The sequence below is a fragment of the Stenotrophomonas sp. STEN023 genome (assembly GCF_056760135.1).
Window position 1 is genome coordinate 1 of sequence record NZ_JBRREF010000031.1, and the last position, 20,143, is coordinate 20,143.

General features: G+C 61.5%; 15 protein-coding genes and 1 tRNA gene. 7 read left to right on the forward strand and 9 right to left on the reverse strand.

The window, feature by feature from the left end:
* Nucleotides 1-190: 190 nt before the first annotated feature.
* Nucleotides 191-1,600 carry a histidine--tRNA ligase gene (gene hisS / locus ACVOLV_RS10710; protein WP_481554382.1) on the reverse strand — a complete coding sequence of 470 codons (1,410 nt, stop codon included), beginning with the start codon at nucleotides 1,598-1,600 and terminating at the stop codon, nucleotides 191-193.
* A gap of 110 nt (nucleotides 1,601-1,710) precedes the next feature.
* On the opposite strand from hisS, the gene ACVOLV_RS10715 reads away from it, so the two are divergent.
* Nucleotides 1,711-2,469 (forward strand): Crp/Fnr family transcriptional regulator, encoded by a 759-nt coding sequence (locus ACVOLV_RS10715; RefSeq protein ID WP_481554383.1) that lies wholly within the window; start codon nucleotides 1,711-1,713, stop codon nucleotides 2,467-2,469.
* A gap of 248 nt (nucleotides 2,470-2,717) precedes the next feature.
* On the opposite strand, the gene thrC is transcribed toward ACVOLV_RS10715, so the two are convergent.
* The 6 genes from thrC to ACVOLV_RS10745 form a co-directional block, all read right to left on the reverse strand.
* Nucleotides 2,718-4,013 carry a threonine synthase gene (gene thrC / locus ACVOLV_RS10720; RefSeq protein WP_481554384.1) on the reverse strand — a complete coding sequence of 432 codons (1,296 nt, stop codon included), beginning with the start codon at nucleotides 4,011-4,013 and terminating at the stop codon, nucleotides 2,718-2,720.
* A gap of 103 nt (nucleotides 4,014-4,116) precedes the next feature.
* Complete coding sequence (locus tag ACVOLV_RS10725; RefSeq protein WP_481554385.1) at nucleotides 4,117-5,061, reverse strand: homoserine kinase; 945 nt, start codon at nucleotides 5,059-5,061, stop codon at nucleotides 4,117-4,119.
* Nucleotides 5,058-7,562 carry a bifunctional aspartate kinase/homoserine dehydrogenase I gene (gene thrA, locus ACVOLV_RS10730; RefSeq protein WP_481554386.1) on the reverse strand — a complete coding sequence of 835 codons (2,505 nt, stop codon included), beginning with the start codon at nucleotides 7,560-7,562 and terminating at the stop codon, nucleotides 5,058-5,060. Before thrA ends, ACVOLV_RS10725 begins: the two co-directional genes overlap by 4 nt.
* 492 nt (nucleotides 7,563-8,054) lie before the next feature.
* Complete coding sequence (locus tag ACVOLV_RS10735) at nucleotides 8,055-8,999, reverse strand: DMT family transporter (RefSeq protein ID WP_481554387.1); 945 nt, start codon at nucleotides 8,997-8,999, stop codon at nucleotides 8,055-8,057.
* 87 nt (nucleotides 9,000-9,086) lie between these two features.
* Nucleotides 9,087-9,833 (reverse strand): AraC family transcriptional regulator, encoded by a 747-nt coding sequence (locus ACVOLV_RS10740; protein ID WP_481554388.1) that lies wholly within the window; start codon nucleotides 9,831-9,833, stop codon nucleotides 9,087-9,089.
* A gap of 60 nt (nucleotides 9,834-9,893) precedes the next feature.
* A tRNA-Arg gene (locus ACVOLV_RS10745) sits at nucleotides 9,894-9,970 on the reverse strand.
* Between the two features lie 415 nt (nucleotides 9,971-10,385).
* On the opposite strand from ACVOLV_RS10745, the gene ACVOLV_RS10750 reads away from it, so the two are divergent.
* The 5 genes from ACVOLV_RS10750 (at nucleotide 10,386) to ACVOLV_RS10770 (ending at nucleotide 15,586) form a co-directional block, all read left to right on the forward strand.
* Nucleotides 10,386-10,790, forward strand: a complete 405-nt coding sequence (locus tag ACVOLV_RS10750) for a hypothetical protein (RefSeq protein ID WP_481554389.1) — start codon at nucleotides 10,386-10,388, stop codon at nucleotides 10,788-10,790.
* Between the two features lie 86 nt (nucleotides 10,791-10,876).
* Nucleotides 10,877-11,983, forward strand: a complete 1,107-nt coding sequence (locus ACVOLV_RS10755) for a polysaccharide biosynthesis/export family protein (RefSeq protein ID WP_481554390.1) — start codon at nucleotides 10,877-10,879, stop codon at nucleotides 11,981-11,983.
* Between the two features lie 11 nt (nucleotides 11,984-11,994).
* Entirely contained in the window at nucleotides 11,995-12,684 is a 690-nt protein-coding gene (locus ACVOLV_RS10760; RefSeq protein ID WP_481554391.1) for a YjbF family lipoprotein, read from the forward strand.
* Nucleotides 12,681-13,448 carry a capsule biosynthesis GfcC family protein gene (locus ACVOLV_RS10765; protein ID WP_481554392.1) on the forward strand — a complete coding sequence of 256 codons (768 nt, stop codon included), beginning with the start codon at nucleotides 12,681-12,683 and terminating at the stop codon, nucleotides 13,446-13,448. The genes ACVOLV_RS10760 and ACVOLV_RS10765 overlap by 4 nt, the downstream gene beginning before the upstream one ends.
* A complete protein-coding gene (locus ACVOLV_RS10770) occupies nucleotides 13,445-15,586 on the forward strand; it encodes a YjbH domain-containing protein (RefSeq protein WP_481554393.1) in 2,142 nt (713 codons plus the stop codon). Before ACVOLV_RS10765 ends, ACVOLV_RS10770 begins: the two co-directional genes overlap by 4 nt.
* 73 nt (nucleotides 15,587-15,659) lie before the next feature.
* On the opposite strand, the gene ACVOLV_RS10775 is transcribed toward ACVOLV_RS10770, so the two are convergent.
* On the reverse strand, nucleotides 15,660-17,891 hold the full coding sequence (locus ACVOLV_RS10775) for a polysaccharide biosynthesis tyrosine autokinase (RefSeq protein ID WP_481554394.1): 2,232 nt from the start codon (nucleotides 17,889-17,891) through the stop codon (nucleotides 15,660-15,662).
* 39 nt (nucleotides 17,892-17,930) lie between these two features.
* On the reverse strand, nucleotides 17,931-18,368 hold the full coding sequence (locus tag ACVOLV_RS10780) for a low molecular weight protein-tyrosine-phosphatase (protein ID WP_481554395.1): 438 nt from the start codon (nucleotides 18,366-18,368) through the stop codon (nucleotides 17,931-17,933).
* A 308-nt stretch (nucleotides 18,369-18,676) separates the two neighbouring features.
* Here ACVOLV_RS10780 and ACVOLV_RS10785 point away from each other — a divergent pair, with 308 nt between their 5' ends.
* Nucleotides 18,677-20,101 carry an undecaprenyl-phosphate glucose phosphotransferase gene (locus ACVOLV_RS10785; protein ID WP_481554396.1) on the forward strand — a complete coding sequence of 475 codons (1,425 nt, stop codon included), beginning with the start codon at nucleotides 18,677-18,679 and terminating at the stop codon, nucleotides 20,099-20,101.
* Nucleotides 20,102-20,143: the final 42 nt, after the last annotated feature.

The following is a 20,143-nucleotide window of genomic DNA, read 5'->3' on the forward strand; positions in this document are numbered from 1 at the left end:
GGGGGCGGGGGGGGCCGCTCAGACCCCCCCCCCCCCCCCCCCCCCCCCCCCCCCCCCCCCACCCAAACCGTGCGGGGCCTGCCGGGTTTGGCCCGCCCCTGGCCCGCCAAGGCGCTATCCCGGCAATGCCCCTGCCGAGCATGGCTCGGCACTGCAGACAAAAAAAAGCCCCGCTAAGCGGGGCTTCTCATCAGCGCGCCATCGCGCGGGTCTGTTCCAGTTCCACCTGGAGCGTAGATGCCAGCTCGTCCCTGGCAACCTCAAACTGCTGCTCGCGGAGCAGATCCTTGACCGCAACCACACCGCGCGCCAGCTCATCCTCGCCGGCCAACACCACAAAGCGAATGCCCGCCTTGGCCGCGTACTGGAACTGCTTGCCGATCTTCTTCGGCTCCATCTGCACTTCGGTATTGATGCCTCCGGCACGCAGGCGACGGGCGATATCCAGCGACTGCGGCATTGCTGCCTCGTCCATCAACGCCACCATCGCATGCACGCTGCTTTCGGCAATGCCATCGATCAGGTTGGCCTCGCGCAGCTGCCAGAACAGACGGGTCAGGCCGATCGAGATACCAACACCCGGCAGCTTGGACTTGGTGTAATGGCTTGCCAGGTCTTCGTAACGACCGCCCGAGCAGATCGAACCGATCTGCGGGTGATCAACCAGACTGGTCTCGTAAACGGTACCGGTGTAGTAATCCAGGCCGCGGGCGATGGAGAAATTCAGGCAATACGCGGTTTCCGGCACGCCCAGCGCCTTCACCAGCTCCAGCACTTCACGAAGCTCGGCGGCACCGGTGCGCAGCGACTCGCTGGCCGAATCACCTGCAGCTGCCAGTACCGCGTCAATCTGCACCAGCGCATCAGAATGCGAGCTGGAACGGACTTCGACAAAGGACAGGATGCGCTCGACGGCGTCAACCGGCAGGCCGAAATCGGGGCCAACCAAGGTTTCACGCACGTAATCCGGGCCGCGCTTGTCGAGCTTGTCGACTTCACGCAACACCAATGCCTGCTGACCGGCATCCACAACACCCTGCGCTTCAAAGAAACCACGCATCAGCTTGCGGTTGTTCAACTGCACGGCGAAGTTGCCGATACGCAGTTCGGAGAACACCGCGTAGATCACCGCCAGAACTTCAGCGTCATAACGGATGCTCAGCGTGTCCTTGCCGATCACATCGACGTCGCACTGGTAGAACTCGCGGAAACGGCCGCGCTGGGCACGCTCACCACGGTAGACGCGCTGCATCTGGTAGCGACGGAACGGGAACGTCAGGTCGTGCTCATGCTCGGCTACATAGCGGGCCAGCGGCACGGTGAGATCAAAGCGCAGGGCCATCTCCGGCAGCCCGCCCTTGTCGGCCGATTCGGCCGCATTGGCCAGCGCACCGGTGGACTGCACGAAATACACCTGGCGCTCGGTCTCGCCACCTGATTTGGTCAGCAGCACATCGGATAGCTCGAACACCGGGGTCTCCACCGGCAGGAACCCGAAGCGCTCGTAGTTGCGGCGGATGACGTCCAGCATGCGCTGGAACGCGATCTGCTCGCGCGGCAACAATTCCATGATGCCGGGCGGGGTACGGGGCTTGATCACGGGCAAAACTCCTGCAACTCAATGGGGAAACGGTCGCCAATTCTAGCCGCACGCCGCCCGTCTGGCCGCATGAAGTATAATTTAGGACATTATTCCCCCCTGTCCTAGTCATGTCCCGGCCAGCCCAAGGCTCCGAGCAATCCCCTGTGTCGTCCGTTGCCAACGAAGGCAATGGCGTGCGTGAGTGCCTGCAATGCTCGGTCCGCCACCTGTCCGTGTGCTCTGCCCTGTCCTGTGATGAGGTGCACGCACTGGAGCAGATCACCGTCTCCACGCCAGTAACCATGGGTACCACGCTGGCCCGTGCCGGCGAGCCGCGCACTTATGTCTATACAGTAACCGAGGGTGCACTGCGCCTGGTCAGGACCTTGGCCGACGGCCGTCGCCAGGTGAACGGCTTCGTGCTGCCCGGCGATTACCTGGGCCTGAGCGGCAGCGACCACCACCGTTACGACATCGAAGCCATCGCCGACAGCCGGGTCTGCCGGGTGCCGACCACACAGATGCGCGACCTGCGCCAGCGCTACCCGCATCTGGAACGCAAGCTGCTGCAGCGCGCCTGCCAGGAGCTGGATGCAGCCCAGGACAACGCGCTTGCACTGGCCCGCCTGCAGCCGCCGGAGCGGCTTGCCGATTTCCTGTTGCGGCTGGCGGCCCGTGAGGCAACCTTGAATGGGCGCAGCAGCAACCGGGTGTCGTTGCCAATGGGCCGCGGCGATATCGCCGACCACCTTGGTCTGACCATGGAAACGGTAAGCCGCACCTTCACCAAGCTGCGCCAACAGGGGCTGATAGCCCTGCCGCATCTGAATGTGGTGGAGATCCTGGATTTCGCTGAGTTGCAACACCTGGCCAACGACGAGTTCTGAGGCTTCACCAGTAGAGCCGAGCCATGCTCGGCTGAGGCATTACCGCTGAAGCCCCCTGCCGAGCTCGGCACTGCATGCGCAGCCGCCCCTTTTTGTGGGAGCGGCGCAAGCTGCGAAGCTCGTACAGTTGCGGAAGGCAGGAATCATTGGCCGCCAAGCGATACCGGCTTCCAGGCTTACGCCGCTCCTACAACCGGGGTTGTCGGTGAGGCCTCTTGCCGAGCATGGCTCGGCACTACGGGCTGGGTTTAGAGCAGCTTTTGGCGCAGTGCTGCGTAGTCCGGTGCGCAAGGCTCGGCGTGGGCTGGACGCTTGAGCAGCTCTGCCAGCGCTGGCGGAACTTCCACCTCGCGACCAATCAGCGGCTCGACCACCGATTCGAACTTGGCCGGATGCGCGGTCGCGGCCACTGCCCAATGCTGGTCCGCGGCTGCACTACCACTGGCGCGCAACTGTTCCAACACCTGCACTGCGGTGGCGGTATGCGGGCAGAAAACTTCGCCGTACGCGTCATAGCGATGCGCAATGGTGTCGCGGATGGTGGCATCGTCCACCGCCTGCGAGGTGAAGGCGGCGCGCAGTGCTGCGTCATCGCCCTTGTACAGCCAACGCAGACGCTCGAAGTTACTCGGCGCGCCCACATCCATGGCATTGGCCAGCGTAGCGACGCTTGCTTTGGGGACGTAATCACCCCCGTTGAAATAGTCCGGCAACACGCCATTGGCGTTGGTCGCCAACACGATCCGCCCCAAAGGCACACCGAGTGCACGCGCCATCACCGCCGCCATCGCATTCCCCAGGTTGCCGGTAGGGATGACGAAATTCAACAACGAGCCGTGCGCAGCCTGATGGCTGAGCGCGGCATGTGCGTAATAACTCATCTGCGGCAGAAGGCGGCCGAGGCTGATGCTGTTGGCTGAACTCAACGGCACCTGCGCCTGCAGCGTGCTATCGCTCAGCGCCTGCTTGGCCATGGCCTGGCAATCATCAAACGAACCAGACACACGCAGCGCTCGGATATTGCCGCCAAGGCAACCAAGCTGATGCGCCTGACGCGGCGACACGCGCCCATCCGGATACAACACCACGACCTGCAGGTTGGGCTGGTTGTGGAACGCGGCGGCAACCGCGGCACCGGTGTCGCCTGAGGTGGCGACCACGATCGTCAGCGGACGCTCCTGCCCCGCACGCAACCGCGACAGGCTGGCAGCGAGGAAGCGTGCACCGAAATCCTTGAATGCTGCCGTTGGGCCATGGAACAGCTCCAGCACATGATCCCGAGGTGTCGCCAAAGCCTGCAGCGGCGCAGGGAAATCAAAGGCTTCGTTGCAGATCGTCGGCAGATCGGTTGCCAAGGCGTCATCTGCGAAGAACGGCTGCAGCAGCCCAGTGGCGGTCGCAGCGAGCGTATCGCCCATCTGCAGATTGCGTGCTGCTGGCATCTGCTCGGGTACGTACAAGCCCCCATCTGGCGCCAAGCCAGCGGCAATGGCCTGACTCAGCGTGGCGGCGGGCGATGCATTGCGGGTGGAGATGAAGTTCATTCGGAAATCCGCGAAAAGGTTGGTGTACTGCATTTGACTCAAGGACTGCGCAGGCGTCTCCCTCACCCCAGCCCCTCTCCCGCAGGGAGAGGGGTTATCAGGCTCAGAGCAGTCGGGCGCCGGGACTGTTGATCGGGCTCACCCAGCTCTGGCTGTCGAAACCTGCGGCAGCGAACGCTGCCTGCACCTTTGGCGCCGCGGCCAATGCGGCGTCACGTTCTTCAAACCAGGCAAATACGCTGGGACCGGCACCAGAGATGCTGGCACCCATTGCACCTGCAGCCAGTGCGGCTGCCTTGGCCGCATCGAAACCAACGATCAAGGGCGCGCGCCGCGGCTCGATCAGAACATCGGCCAGACCCGCACGCACCAAACCCGCATCGCCGGCATGGCAACCAGCGAGCACCAAGGCCAGATTGCTGCTCTGCGCGACAAACTCATTCAGCGCATAGCTGCCCTGCAGTGCCTCGCGTGCACGCCGCGTTTCCAACAGCGCGTCCGGATGCACCAACAAGCTATGCCAATGCGCAGGCACCGGCACCGGCACCAAACGCTCCAGCGTTGAAAGCACCAAGCCACCCAGGAACATCGGGCCAAGGTTGTCACCGTGGCGGCTGCCACTGGCAACTGCTTCACCGTCCAGCGAGTACCTGTACAACTGTTCTCGACTCAACGGCACATCCAGCAAGGCATTGGCTGCAACCAACGCCGCTACACAGGACGCAGCCGACCCGCCCATGCCCGAACTCAACGGTATGCCCTTGTCGATCTCCACCTCGAAGCCGAACGGCAGCGCCAAAGCCTCGCGCAGGGCGATCAGCGCCGCACCTGCAGTATTGCTGGGCGCGTCCAGCGGCAGCTCCACCGCTGCACCACGAATGGCGACAATGCGCACTTCCGCTGCATCGATGCGGCGCACTGTCACTGTGTCGCCAACATCTGGAACCGCATAACCCAGCAGATCAAAGCCGACTGCCACATTGGCCACCGACGCCGGCGAAAACGCCCGCGCCTGACGTGCACCAGAACCCGTCACAGCATCACTCACAATCGCGCTCCCTCGCCCGCTGCCACACGCAGCACATCAGCAAACACACCAGCTGCCGTTACTTCCGGGCCCGCGCCCGGACCCTGCACTACCAAGGGATTGTCGCAGTAACGACGGGTGGTGAACTGCACCACGTTGTCGGTCAAGCGCAGGTTGGCAAAGGCGTGATCGGCAGGCAGCTCAACCAGCCCAACGCTGGGCTGCTGCCCGGGTTTGAACTGCGCCACATAACGCAGCACGTTGCCGCGGGCGCGCGCATCGGCCAAACGCTGAGCGAAGCTTGCATCCACCTCATCGAGGCGCGCCATGAAGTCGTCGACGCTGGCTTGCTGCAGCGCTGCAGGCACCAGGCTCTCCACGGCCACATCTTCCAGACTCAGTTCGTAGCCAGCTTCGCGGGCAAGAATCACCAGTTTGCGCGCCACATCAACACCGGACAGATCATCACGCGGATCCGGCTCGGTGTAGCCCATGCCGCGCGCCTGCGTGACCAGTTCGGAGAACGGCACGCTGCCATCGTACTTGTTGAACAGCCAGGCCAGCGTGCCGGAAAAAATGCCGGCTATCGCCGTCACGTCGTCACCGGTATCGACCAGATCCCGCAAAGTGGTTATCACCGGCAAGCCAGCACCCACCGTCGCCTCGTAGCGAAAGCGTGCGCCGGTGGAAGCCGCCGCCTCACGGATCGCCTGATAGCGCGGCAGCGGGCCGGAACCGGCCTGTTTGTTCGGCGTGACCACATGGATGCCGGCGGCCAGCCAACCGGCATAGCGATCAGCCACTTCGGCACTGCCGCTGCAATCGATGATCAGCGTATGCGGCAGACGCGCCGACAGCAGGTGTTCGGTGAACAGATCAAGATCATTCGGCAGCGCCGCCGAATCGAACGCGGATTTCCAGTTGCCGTGCATACCACGCTGGTCGAGCACCATGCGATTGCGCGAGGCAACCGCACGCAGGCGCAGATCCAGCTTGGCCCTGGCCAGCAGCGCGGCTTCGGACGCATATAGCTGCTCAAGCAAGGCCGCACCGACATTGCCCGGCCCGATCAGGCCGACCGAGAAAGTCTGCGGCGACAACCAGAAGCCGGCGTGCGCCGCACGTAGCGCCTTGGTTGCATCACAGGCCTCGATGGCGACCGAGATATTGCGCTCGGACGAGCCCTGCGCGATGGCCAGGATATTGACCTGCGCACGCCCCAGCGACTCGAACAGGCGTGCGGCGACGCCGGGCTGTCCGGTCATGCCATCACCCACCGCTGCAAGCACGCTCACCCCGCTGGTGAGCTGCACGCGTTGCACCTGGCCTGCGGCCAACTCGTGCGAGAAGGCTTGGGTAAGCGCGTCACGGGCGAACTCGGCCTCGGCCTGCTTCACCACGCAGCAGATTGAATGCTCGGAGGACCCCTGCGAAATCATCACCACCGATACGTGCGCATTGCGCAGCGCCGAGAACACCCGTTCAGCTGTGCCCGGCACGCCGATCAGGCCGGTGCCTTCGACGTTCAGCACGGCCAGGTCCGCACTCAGCGTCAAGCCTTTGATCGGGCCATTGCTGGAGCTATCGGCGGTGATGCGGGTGCCCGGATGATCTGGACGGAAGGTGTTGCGGATGATGATCGGCAGACCGCGCTCGATGGCCGGTGACATGGTCTGCGGATGCACCACTTTTGCGCCGAAGTACGCCAGCTCACAGGCTTCGTCATAGCTCAACGCATCCAGCTGCACGGCTTCGGGCACCACCCGCGGATCAGCCGAGAGCACGCCATCAACGTCGGTCCAGATATGCAGTTCATCGGCGGCGAACAAGGCCGCGAAGATTGCGCCGGAGAAGTCACTGCCGTTGCGCCCCAAGGTGGTGATGTTGCCCTTGCGATCGCGCGCAACAAAACCAGTTACAACCAGGCGCTGCGACGGATGCGCATCCCGCCACAACGCGAGTTTGGCAGCGCTGGACTTCCAATCGACATCCACGCCCAATTCGCCATGGTTGACCACCAGCACGTCACGCGCGTCCAACACATCGGCGTCTTCGCCAAGTGCCTGCAGGTGATGGCCCAGCAGGTGGGCCGAGAACACCTCGCCCAATCCCTGTACACGATCCAGTACTTCCTGCGGCAATTCGCCGATGACCGCCAACGCGGCCAGGATCTCGTGCAGACGATCGAAGCGCGCATCCAGCCATTCAATGGTTGCCCCGGAATGTTCGCCCAACAACGCGGCGGCAGCGCCACGGTGGCGCGCCCGCAACTCGTGCCAACGATCATCCCACTCCGGATCCGCAGCAGCCGCGGCCTTGGCCAAACCAATCAATGCGTCGGTCACGCCCTTCATCGCCGACACCACGGTGACCTGCACTGTCTCGTCGCGGGCCAGCAGCAGCTGCGCTACATGGCGGTAGCGCTCGGCGTCGGCCACGGAAGTGCCGCCAAATTTGTGCACGACGGTACGAACGGCAAGGTTCGCGGCGGGATCGGCGGGGGATACAGCAACTGACGACATCGGAAGAACCTCGGCTGGAGGCCCCGACACGCATCTGGATGGGGTTCCCCCGCATCCTGATCCGGGTGCGGGGCCGTTATTTTCGGAAATTACGCGAAGACGACGGACCGCACCGGGCTAATGGTGACGGTAATAGTGGTGGTGGTAATGGTGGCGCCGGGCCCAGGCACGCCGACCCGGCCGCCAAAGGGCGACTGCGAGGTAACGGCGAAGGGCTGCGAGCTGTTCATGGCATTCAAGAGACAACAGCCGGGATCAGGCTGTCAAGTGCTGCGATGCAAAAACGCAGATAAAGGCAACGTCGGCCAAGCTGCGGCTAAAAGTTGCAAATGTCATCAAGCGCGAACGTCGGGCATCTCACCGGCAAGCAGCGAGCAATACCCTTGCCGACGCGGTTGAGCCGGTCGGCACGCAGACCGGAGCCGCCGCCAGTCGCCGCCAGACGAAAGAACGAGGTTGAACTGGCTTTCGCTCCCTGACTGCGCGGATTCCTCAGGCAGAAGTCGCCACTGCTACCTTGGGCCGGTGCGCCGCAGCGCTCCAGATCACCCCAGCAAGAAGGCACAGGGCAGCAACGACCTCGATAGCCACCGGCCAGCGCTGCTGCCACAGGAAGCCGTAAACCAGGCCGAACAAGGTCTCGAACACGATCATCTGCCCGCCCAGGGTCAATGGCAGGGCGCGACTGGCGCGGTTCCAGCAGGCGTTGCCCAGGATGGATGCAAACACCGCAACGGCGGCGGCCATCGCCCAGAAACCTGCCCACTCGCGACCGCTATGCCCAGCGCCGCCATCGGCGAAGGCCAGCGGCGCCAGCAACAACGCCAAGCCACCGGTTGCCACACCGGTCAACAACGACCAGTCGTGCCCGGATACATCCGGCACCTTGGCCAACCAGCGGGTGTTACCAATCGAATAGGCCGTCCATGAGACCAGTGCGCCGACCCCACACAGCAGCCCGATCAGCCGCTGTGCGCTGCTGGAGTGCACATGCGTGGAGGCGATGGCCTCATAGCCCATCAGCACCACCCCGGCCACGCACAACGCCAATGCTGGTGCCAGCCGCGACAGCGGCACCGCGCCCGGCTCGCGGGCGCCGGCCACGGCCACCAGCACCGGCACCATGCCGACGATCAACGCCGCAGCACCACCCCCACTCCACTGCACGCAGATCGAGAGCAGAACGAAATAGATCAGATTGCCGAGCAGACTCAACCAGGTCAGCGCGGTCCATTCGGCCTTGCCGATGCGCGCCCGCAGCGCCGGCCAGCGTGGCACCAGCAGGATTACCGCGATCAATCCGTAAACGAGATAACGCGCGGCAGCCAACTGCAGCGGCGAGAAGTCCACCAGCACAGCCGGTGCCAGGAACACCAGCCCCCATAGCGCGCCGGAGGCCACGCCGTTGCCGACACCAAACCACATCCGATCTTTCATCACTCCACCCAACGTCAAAATGCCCAGCCAGCATCCAAGTGCCGACCCGGCATGTATTGTCCCAAGCTGCGCGGCGCTGGGCTCAAACTACGCGTCCAGGCCACGCCGATAGCGGCCAGGAGTGGTTCCGAGCGTGCGCCGCATGGCCCGGGTCAAAGCACTCTGGTCGGAGAACCCCGCCTGCTGGGCGACCTGCGCTACAGACAAGCTGCCTTCCAGCAACTTGCCTTGCGCCCATTGCAGACGCTGTTGCTGCAGCCATTGCCCCGGCGTAAGGCTGAACCGGCGCTTGAACGCACCATGCAACGCCGTCAGGCCCATGCCCGCCACCTGCGCCATACGCGTCAGCGGCCACGCCTGACCAGGCGCGCCACGCACCTGTCCGCACAACCGCCGCAGGCCGACGCTGTCGCCCATTGGTTCGGGCTGATCGGCAAACAAGCAGTCCAACAGCAGCGGCAATACATGCCTGGCAACGGGCGCGGCCACCGCATGACCGTCACCTGCACCGATGTCGACGAACTCAAGCAAGCTGCGCGCCGCCGCTGGAATTGCCAGAAATGGGCGTTTCCGCCCGTGATCCAACTGTGAGCGTTCCAACAAGGCACTGTCACAATCCACGATCAGAAACCGGTTCTGTCCATTCCCTGCCTGTACATGCGCCGCCCCCGGAACAATCAGAGCACCTTGCAGGGCATCAAGGCGACCGCCGCGCCCATCGACCTCCAACTCCAGACTGCCCCGTAACGGCAACACCAGCTGCAGATGGTCATGGCTGTGCGAATGGCCGGCCGGGCCATAACTACGAAAATTCAGGGCTTCACCGCATTGCATCGGCATGCGCACCGGGGCTGGCTGGCGCTTGCAGCTGCTGCCACAAGCCGCGCGGAATGATGGTGACCCCGACACGATTCGAACGTGCGACCTGTCCCTTAGGAGGGGACCGCTCTATCCAGCTGAGCTACGGGGCCAAAAGAAGGACGCCAAGATTACAGGCAAGCGCCCCGCCCAGCCAGTAGTTCCCGCGCAGCGAATAGCCCCAGGCCATTCAAGGCCTCGTCAAGAACCACCTTCAACGCACACCCTGGCCTGCGTTTTCCCCAGAACCACGCCATACCCGACTCGCTTCACGTCGACGTGGTTCGCACCAGCACTGGTCGAACTCGAGCAGTGCGGGCAACGCGAAGGGCTCAATTGATGAAAATCACCTGCAAGTTTCAGACAAAACCTAGTCCAGGCACCCCGTCGCCCTCCCTACAATTTCTGCGGTCGTCTGCGAGCCGCAACCGCTCGCTTCAGCAGATGCCCAGGTAACCGCGCGCGCCTACGGCCCGTCGGCAGAGCCCCCCAAACGCAGCCGCTTCCAGCGGAAGATGAGAACCAGCAATGAAGAAATCTTTTTACGCACTGACCCTCGCCGCGCTTTCGTTCCCGGCAATTGCCCAGGACCCGCCGGCGTTTGAGCAGCCTGCCGCCCCCCAGGAAGCTGTTGCACCCGACGAACAGCCCGCAACCGAGGCACCGGCGCAGCAGGAAATGCAGAGCTTCTCCGACACCGTTGCCACCGAAGAGGCCGCTGCAACCGGCGAAGCCGGCCTGCACGAGGCCGAGGTCAGCACCGAGCTGGCAGGCACCGAAGCAGCCACCAGCGCTGCCACTGGCAGCCTGAGCACCGGCATGTTGGTTGGCGCCGGCATCGCTGCCAGCGCACTGGTCTATGCCGTGGTCTCCAACAACGACGACGGCAATGGCGGCGGAACCAAGACCCCGGGCCCGACCGGCACCAAGTAACTCACTACCAGCATCTGTCAACGCCCCTTGCCCGCCATCGCGCCGGCAAGGGGTGCATATAGCCCGACTCGGGCCAGGAATACATAATGAACTGCAAGCGTCTTGTCGCCCCCTTGGCGCTCGCGTTGTTACTCACCGGCTGCGCGCTCGCGCCGGGGCAGCACCTACGCAGCAATGCACCAGCACATGGCGGCCAAACCGTTACCGACAGCGACGTCGAGTTGCTGCCGATCACGCCCAAGCTGATCGCGATGGAGCGCGCCACGCGCGATACCGATGCACTGCCAGCTGCACTGCTCCGTTACCGGCCCGCTCCATATCGGATCGGCGCAGGCGACATGCTCTACATCACGGTTTGGGACCACCCAGAACTCACTGTGCCCGCAGGCCCTCAGCAGCAACTGAATGCTGCCGGTCGCCTCGTGCAATCGGATGGCGCAGTCTTTTACCCATACATCGGCAAAGTCAGCGCGGCAGGCAAAACCCCCGGCGAGCTGCGCGAGGAACTCACCACCAAACTTGCACGCTATATCGAAGCGCCGCAGGTGGATGTGTCCATGCTCAGTTACGCCAGCCAGCGCGTCTGGGTCACCGGCGCTTCGCGACAGCCGGCAACCATTCCGCTGACTATCGTGCCGTTGACCTTGAATGACGCCATCAGTCAATCCGGTCTGGACCCGACACAAGCGGACTTGTCCAGCGTGCGCCTAAGCCGCGAAGGCGTCAGCTACATCGTTGACCTGGAGTTGATGGGCCGTATCGGCGGCAACACCACCATCTTCCTGAAAGCAGACGATCAGATTCACTTGCCATATCTGGATCGCAAAGAGGTCTATGTTGTCGGCGAGGTCAACCAACCCGGCGCGATGAGCTTCAGAACCGGGCGCATCTCGCTGAGCCAGGCATTGGGTCGCGCACGCGGCTTGATACAGACCACATCCAACGGCAACGCCATCTATGTGATCCGTGGCTCCAGCGATCTGCATAACGCGCCCTCCCAGGTCTTCCACCTGCAGGCCAGGTCACCGGCTGCGTTCGCCATTGCCAGTCAATTCGAGTTGAACCCAGGCGATGTGGTGTTTGTCGGCGCAGCCGGCGTTACTCGCTGGAGCCGCTTTGTGAATCAGCTGCTGCCCTTCACCGCGATTCTCAGCAATGCGGCCAGCGCACACAGCGATCTGGACAACAACTGAGGTCCATCTTGATGCGCAAGGATGCCGCTGTAGTGGTGCGAATGACGCGCCCGCTGACAGCTGTCACAACGTTGGTTGTCAGCCTTTTGTTGGCTGGTTGCGGCGCAGTTGCCCAAGCCAGCCTGAAAAGTGTTGGCATTGCCATGCGCGGCAAGTCTGATGTCGCCATAGATGCAAATGCCGTCGCCAACAGTCGCTTCGCTCAGATCAAGGCCTCCAGTGCAGCCGGTAGCGCGATTCTGGTATTGGGCAATATCGATGGACAGCGACAAGCCTGGTATAGCAGCGACAAGAACATTGTCTTCCTACAGCAAGGCCTGATCGTAGCCACCCATGGTGGAACGCCGGAACTGCGCGGCATGTCGATCATGGGGGAGAACCCCTTCACAGACCTGCGTCATGTCGTGGCTGGGACAACCGCACAGCGCCGTTACGACGTGATGCCCGGCTATCGCTACGGGATGCTGGTGACTGGAACCTTGCAACCCATGGGCCACGAAACACTGAACATCCTAGGCAAGGCCCGCAGCCTGTTGCATGTACAAGAAACCTTGCGGGGCGGCGAGTGGTCAGCAACCAATCACTATTGGGTGGACCCAGCCAACGGCTTCATCTGGAAGAGCGTGCAGGCGATCGCCCCTGACGCCTCGCTGGAAATCATTCAACTCAAGCCGTTCGCTGGCGATCTGGAACGCCGATGAAGCGAGCACTCGCCCTGCTGTTCATGCTGCAGCTTTGCATGGATGCCGCATATGCATCTTCTGAGGAAGTATCAGGCAGCGTACATAACCCAGGCCTGCATCAGCTCCCATCCGACAGCCGACTGAGCCACCTCGCACTGGCTGCTGCCCCTACTGCGGATGCCTACATCCTTGGCACCGCGCTGCTGCGCGAGTCGCAGCGCCCTGAACAGACCCGATTGAAAGCAGGCCTGATCTATGACCTCGAGCAGTTGACCCACCACGCAGGAAGAACACCAGCAGTAGCCGCAAGCATTCGGAGGATCTCGCACTGGATCAATAGTCTTCCCGTTACCGGCCGTCTCGCCCTTCCGCTGGAGCCTCGTGCACTTGAAGCAACGCGCTCGCGGGACGTCCCTGTACAAGCCGGTGACGTACTGTTTTACCCCGAGCGCCCTTCCACGATCACGATCACCGGTGCCGTATCGCAGCAATGCTCGCCTTCGCATATCAGCCTGCAAGAGCCTGTCGCCTATCTGCGGCACTGCCCGCAGGCAGCCGGCGCCAGCTCTGACTACATCCATGTGATCCAGCCCGACGGCCATAGCGAACGGCTAGGCATCGCGCGTTGGAACCTTGGGCGGCCATCGACTCTGGCCCCAGGCGCCATCATCTACATACCACTTGCTGAGAAGGTTGTACGAAACACAGCGCCCCACTTCAACGAGGATGCGGTCCGCTTCCTTGCCACCCAGCTATTGGCTGAGCCAGGAACAAACCCGTGAACAAACCACTCAGCCAGTCGCTGATCCCCATCAGCGTCAGCTTGCTATGCCTATGCATCAGCGCCGAACTGCACGCGCAGCAGGCCCCGCAACCTAGGGCTAGCGATTGGGGCAGCGTTGGCTTGATGCAGACCCCTACCGCACGCATGGTCGATGAAGGCGAGGTAAGCATCACTGCGAGCCACACATCTCCCTACAGCCGTTACACCGTCAGCATGCAGCCGATGCCGTGGCTTGAGGGATCATTCCGCTACATCTCGATCGCCAATCGCCGTTATGGCCATGCGTGGCTGAGCGGCGACCAGAACTACAAAGACAAATCCATTGATCTGAAGGTCCGCCTGCTGCAGGAAAGCCGATGGCTACCCGAAGTTGCCATCGGTGCCAGGGATATCGGCGGAACCGGGCTGTTTTCCAGCGAATACCTGGTCGCCAGCAAACGGCTGGGGTCGTTTGATGCAAGCTTGGGATTGGCCACAGGTTACATAGGTAACCGCGGTGATTTCGGCAACCCGCTGAAGCTTGTCGATGACCGCTTCAGGACCCGCCCGAATCGCTCGGATGACACGGGCGAACTGAATACCTCCGCCATGTTCCGTGGGCCGGTCGCTGTATTCGCAGGCATTGCCTATCAGACTCCATGGGAGCCGCTACAGATAAAACTGGAATACGAAGGCAACGACTATCGCAATGAGCCGCAGCGGAATCATCAGCGCCAACGACTGCCACTGAACATTGGCGCGGCGTATGCGCTGAACCAGAACCTGCAGTTCCAGATCGGCTGGGAGCGCGGTGACAAACCCGCATTTGGCCTCACCCTGCACGGCAACCTGGCCACCGCACCAGCGGTAACGAAGTCACTCGACCCGGCACCGATAATTGCCAAGGAAGAACGCGCAGCGCATGGCGATCGAACAAGCCCGCCCGCTGGCGCGGCTCCTACAGATTGGTCGGCAGTCTCACGCCAGCTCGAAGACAACGCAGGGCTTCGCGTAAGCCGCATCACACGGCGCGGGCCCGAGCTTACTGTCAGCGGCGAGCAGCAACGCTATCTGGACCCGGGCATCGCTTTTGGCCGCACAGCACGCATTCTCGACCAGACCGCAGCCAACGATATCCATTGGTTCAACGTGCAGAACACTCGACGGGGCCTTCCGCTGATCGAAAGCAGCGTGGAACGGAGCAGATTCAAGCAATTCTCCGACCATCGTTTGGCAGCCAAGGTACTCGGCATCGACATGGCTGCACCAACGCGCGCCTATCGACATACGCTGTATGAGGCGCCTTTGCGACGCTTCGAAGGAACCTTCAATCTCGATTACCAGCAATCACTGGGCGGGCCAGACAACTTCATCCTGTTTCAGGTAGCAGGCAGCTACAGCGCCGAGCTTCGGTTCACCCACAACATCTGGCTGAGTGGCACACTGAACTACAATCTGTACAACAACTACGATCAATTCCGCTACGACGCCCCCAGCGAGCTCCAGCGGGTGCGTACCGACGTACGTCAGTACCTGACCACCGCTGATGCGACGCTGCCAAACCTTCAACTCACGGCGACCGCGCAGATCGCGCCCGACATCTACGCCATCGGCTATGCCGGTCTGTTCGAGTCCATGTACGGCGGGATCGGAGGTGAAGTGCTGTACCGCCCGCTATTGAGCCGTTGGGCGATCGGTGCCGACGTGAGCACGGTAAAACAGCGCGATTTCGACCAGCGCCTGCGCTTCAGGGACTACAGCGTCACCACCGGCCATGCCAGCCTGTACTACCTCTGGGGTGACATGCGCAACGTTCTCGCAACGCTCAGCGTTGGCCGCTATCTGGCCAAGGACTGGGGTGCAACACTGGCCTTGAACCGGATATTCGATAACGGCGCCAGTATGGGCGCGTATGCGACCAAGACCGACGTATCCGCGCGCACCTTCGGTGAGGGCAGTTTCGACAAAGGGGTCTTTGTTTCGGTCCCCTTCGACCTGATGCTGCCGCGCTCTACCAGAAGCCGCGCCAATCTGAACTGGAGTCCGCTAAGCCGCGATGGCGGCGCTCGCCTGAGCCGCTCCTATACGCTGTACCAGATGACAGCCGAGCGCGGAGTGGACGGAGTTCTCAAGAATCCGGATACGTTGCTCGATTGACTGCAGGCGCGTACGCCCGCCGTCAGCGCTCACGGCCTTCGGGGCGCCGTAGCACCCCGCCCCTCCGCTTCAATCAGACTTCATCTGATGAGTAGTCGTAGTAGCCATAGCTGTAATAGCCGGTCCTACGCTTCTCGACCGCATTGAAGATTGCCCCCTTCAATTGCACCCCATTCTGCTCAAAACACTTCATCGCCAACAAGATTTCCTTCGGATGATTGATGCCAAAGCGGGTAACCATCAGCGTTGATCCGGAATGCTTTGCGACAATCACCGCATCGGTCACCGCAAGAATCGGCGGTGAATCGATGATCACCAGGTCGTAGTCCTTCCGCAGCTCCTCGAGCATCTGCGCAAAGCGAGGATGCATCAGCAGTTCCGAAGGGCTAGGCGGCACCTCGCCGCGGACGATGAAGTGCAGCTTTTCAAGATCGGGCATAGCATTGATCGCCTCACTTGCACTGACCTTTCCTGACAACAGATCCGACAGACCTCGGCCGTGCCCGACATCAAGCACCTTGTGCAGGGTGCCCCTGCGCATATCTGCATCAATAACCAGGACACGCTGCCCTGCCTGCGCAATGACCGCCGCGAGATTGGCTGCAACAAAGGTCTTGCCGATGCCAGGACGAGGGCCCGACACCAGCAACACATTGTTCTTTGCCTCCATCATGGCGAAGTGCAGACTTGTGCGCAGGCTGCGCAGCGCCTCTACGGCCAGATCCGCCGGTGCAGCCATTGCCAGTAAATGCGAGCCTGTACTCACACCGATAGGTTTGCGCTTTGCGCGCACCGCCCTGGTCGAATGCAACAGGCTGGTGGATCTGCTCAAGGGAATCGAGGCGTATACCGGCAAACCCAGTGCTTCGATATCGGCTGGATCTTCTATGCCGGGGTTCAGCATGCGCAGACCGAACACCCACGCGGTGGACAACAAAACGCCCAGCAAGGTCATAGCTAGAACCACAACTGCCTTCTTCGGCTTCACCGGTTTGCTCATATCGGCAACCGCGGCATCCACGATGCGAACATTACCAACCGAACCCGCACGCGCCACGTCAAGTTGCTGAGCCTGATTCAAAAGTGCGGTGTACAGCTCGTTGCTGACCGTCAGGTCGCGGGTGAACCGCAGCAGTTCCTGCTGCGTGTCCGGCAAGGCACTGACCTCACTGCGGAAGCCATCTTTACGCGCCTGCAAGCCGCCGATCTGTTTGAGCAGGGCCCGATAAGCAGGGTGTTCGCGAGTGAACGTCCGGTCAAGCTCAGCCTGCTTCAAACGCAGCTGCTGAATACTGGTTTCAACCGCTACCTCCTGTTCCAGCAGCCCCCTGGTCTGCATGGTGATATCCACTGCATTTGAGCGCGCCTGATAGGCGGCCATTGCCGCCTGCGCGGTCTCGACCTGCCTGCGCACGGCTGGCAGCTGATCCTTCACAAACTGCAACTGGGACGCCGCCTCAGCGGAGCTGCGTTCGACGTTCTGCCGCACATAGATCTCAGCCACGCTCTGCAGTAACGCCTCTGCAGCCGATGCGTCGCGTCCTTCAAAGGCGAGCTTCAGGATGCCGGAGTCCTTGCCCTGCTCGGCTACCTTGATGTCCTTCTGCAGGTCGACCACGACATCCAGCCGGCGTTGCTTTTCCAGAATGAAACGCATGCCAGGATTTGCGCGCAGCTCAGCTACTTCCAGCTTGATGCCAGCAGCCTCTGCGGGCATCCCAACCTCACCTTGCAGCACGTCCTCGCCATCCGGTCCACGCAGCAAAAAGCTCCCCGGTGTGGGCCCCGCAACCAATGTCATGGCTCTATTGAGCAGACCATTGGGTACGTCGAGACGGTGAATCTTCAACACCTCGCCCCCCCAACCATAGCCTGACAGGCCGATTGGAGCGGCCGCCAGTTCGTCAGGTGAACGGCCCGCAAAACGCCTGGCAACGTATCCACCCAGCAGCGGGAACCGTCGCGGCACAACTGCGACATCCAGTTGCAGGCGATCAACTGCGCTACCGACAACCATCCGTGAAGTAAGCAGGGCCACTTCCGTTGTTGCCGCCGTATTGCCGCCGCCGGTCAACGAGGTCAGATCAGACAGCCCCGGTATTGCCGGTACCTTTGATTCAACCTGGATCATTGCCTGCGCCTGATACACCGGCGCGGCCAGCAGCACATAGGCCACACTGACTACGGCGAAAAGCGCTGTGGTCGCAATGATCAACCACTTACGGTCGTAAACAACGCCAAGCAGTTCACGCAGGTCGATCTCATCGTCCTGACGCACCGCTCGTACCCGATTATCCTTTTCCATGACTTCCGTTCTGTTTGTGACCCTGTCGCCTTAAGGCGGCTAGGAGATGTAATTGACCCAACGAGCGACGCTTTGCTCCATCAAGCCATAGACGTGCTCGAAGGCGATGCGCTGCTGTCGATACGGATCGGGTACTTCGATGTTGTCCCAGCGCCCCAGCAGGAACGCCTTTCCGCTGACCTGCGGCGCCTCTCGCGCGATCTGCGCAAGATGCGCGCGCTCCATTGCCAGAATCAGATCTGCAGCGCCAAGCATTGCCGGTGTTATCTGCCGCGCTCGATGTGGAGCAGGATCGTAGCCACGCTCACGCAGTAGTGCCGCGGCCTCGGCATCCATCGCGTGCCCAGCCAACGCCTGCAACCCAGCCGACGCGACGAGAATGCCATCGCGCCCTTTCAGCTGGTGACGTAGCAGGATCTCGGCCGTAGGGCTTCGGCAAATGTTGCCAACGCAGACAAGCAACAGATTTTTGAACACCTAAAGACCTCGGGACTTCTTGCTGCGGAATTGCAGCCAAGCAGGTTGCTTCGTGCGCACGAATGAGCACCTGGGGGAAAGCGCCGCCTCAATCAATGCAACGCACCGAGCAGGGAAAACCTTACGCAATGCTCACTACCGAAGCCTGGCGGGGCCAAGTGTATCCACTGACACAAACTGATACCATTCGAGAGCAAGTGTAACTCTATATTTGCGACTTGGTCGGAATTAGTTGGCGTAGCGAGCTTTTCGCCAGCACCAACGCCCATTTCAGTCGCAACCCACCCACGCAAGAAAGAAGAAGTTCCATGTGGACCGCCCCTCCTCAGCCACATCATGAGCAATGGAAAGCCGCTTCAGGACGGCTGACCACTACATTCGGGATGATTCTCAAAATCAGTGATCCTTTGCTCTTGCTGATCACTGCATTGGTGGCTTACCGGTTGCAATTCGGCGAAACGCAACTGTCTGTTAATTACTGGCGATTGATTGCAATCACGATGTTGCTGAGCCTGCTGGTGCTTGGCGCATCCAAGCTCTACCGCAATTGGCGCGGCCGCGGCTTGCACACAGAACTCGTTCAATTGTTGCTGCGGTGGGCAGTCATTTTCGGCAGCTTGTTTGCCTACGTTTCTGCTATCGCATTGCCGGACAGCCACGTCATTCAGTGGATACAAATCTGGCTTTTGCTGAGTATCACTGCAGTAGTTGCCCTGCGCTTCGTGATTCGCGCCGCAGCAGCAATGGCCCGCGCGACCGGCAGCGATCTGCGCACGGCGGTGATCGTAGGGGCTACCCCCGATACGCAGAAAATAGTTGATGTACTGCAGAGCAGCTCTTGCGCGGGCATCACAATTCTTGGCTGGTTCTCAACCCGTGTCGACCGTTGCATCATTGAAGAACCTACCGCACTTCTTGGTACGTTGCAGGACCTGGGAAGCTACGTCGAAACCAATGACATCGATCAGGTCTGGATTGCATTGCCAATGCGCGACGAGGGCAAGATCGCGCTGGTTCTCAACCAACTGGCGCACTGCACTACAGATGTGAAGTTTGTGCCGGACATGTACGGAATCCAATTGCTCAACCATTCCATCGAGCAACTGGCCGGCTTACCGATAATCAATCTTCAGCAAACGCCATTGCAAGGGAACGCCCGCCTTCTCAAAGCATTGGAAGATCGCATCCTGGCCGCACTGATACTTCTACTGATCTGTCCGCTGATGCTAGCGATTGCGGCCGCAGTGAAGCTCAGCTCGCCCGGACCGGTGTTCTATCGCCAGGAACGCATGAGCTGGAACAACAAGACGTTCCAGATGCTCAAGTTCCGATCGATGCCGGTAGATGCAGAAACCGGCACCGGCGCAGTATGGGCCAAAGCCGGTGAGAACCGCGCCACCAAAGTTGGAGCGTTCCTGCGAAAGACCAGCCTGGATGAACTTCCGCAGTTTTTGAATGTATTGCGCGGCGATATGTCCATTGTCGGGCCACGCCCCGAGCGCCCAGTGTTCGTGCACCAGTTCAAGCATGAGATACCGGCCTACATGAAAAAACACATGGTCAAGGCCGGCATCACCGGCTGGGCCCAGGTCAACGGCTGGCGTGGTTCAACCGATCTGCACAAGCGAATCGAGGCGGACCTGTTCTACATCGAGAACTGGTCGTTCTGGTTCGACATGAAGATCGTACTTCTGACGATCTTCAAGGGCTTCGTGCACAAGAATGCCTATTAGGAATTGGCAATAGCAACGGCGAACCGCGTTGTGCACAAACCT

Excerpts from the sequence above, each read along its gene's own strand:
- ACVOLV_RS10715 (WP_481554383.1), top strand. The coding sequence starts at position 1,711 with ATGTCCCGGCCAGCCCAAGGCTCCGAGCAATCCCCTGTGTCGTCCGTT.
- thrC (WP_481554384.1), bottom strand. The coding sequence starts at position 4,013 with ATGAACTTCATCTCCACCCGCAATGCATCGCCCGCCGCCACGCTGAGT.
- thrA (WP_481554386.1), bottom strand. The coding sequence starts at position 7,562 with ATGTCGTCAGTTGCTGTATCCCCCGCCGATCCCGCCGCGAACCTTGCC.
- ACVOLV_RS10735 (WP_481554387.1), bottom strand. The coding sequence starts at position 8,999 with ATGAAAGATCGGATGTGGTTTGGTGTCGGCAACGGCGTGGCCTCCGGC.
- ACVOLV_RS10740 (WP_481554388.1), bottom strand. The coding sequence starts at position 9,833 with ATGCAATGCGGTGAAGCCCTGAATTTTCGTAGTTATGGCCCGGCCGGC.
- ACVOLV_RS10750 (WP_481554389.1), top strand. The coding sequence starts at position 10,386 with ATGAAGAAATCTTTTTACGCACTGACCCTCGCCGCGCTTTCGTTCCCG.
- ACVOLV_RS10755 (WP_481554390.1), top strand. The coding sequence starts at position 10,877 with ATGAACTGCAAGCGTCTTGTCGCCCCCTTGGCGCTCGCGTTGTTACTC.
- ACVOLV_RS10760 (WP_481554391.1), top strand. The coding sequence starts at position 11,995 with ATGCGCAAGGATGCCGCTGTAGTGGTGCGAATGACGCGCCCGCTGACA.
- ACVOLV_RS10765 (WP_481554392.1), top strand. The coding sequence starts at position 12,681 with ATGAAGCGAGCACTCGCCCTGCTGTTCATGCTGCAGCTTTGCATGGAT.
- ACVOLV_RS10775 (WP_481554394.1), bottom strand. The coding sequence starts at position 17,891 with ATGGAAAAGGATAATCGGGTACGAGCGGTGCGTCAGGACGATGAGATC.
- ACVOLV_RS10785 (WP_481554396.1), top strand. The coding sequence starts at position 18,677 with ATGTGGACCGCCCCTCCTCAGCCACATCATGAGCAATGGAAAGCCGCT.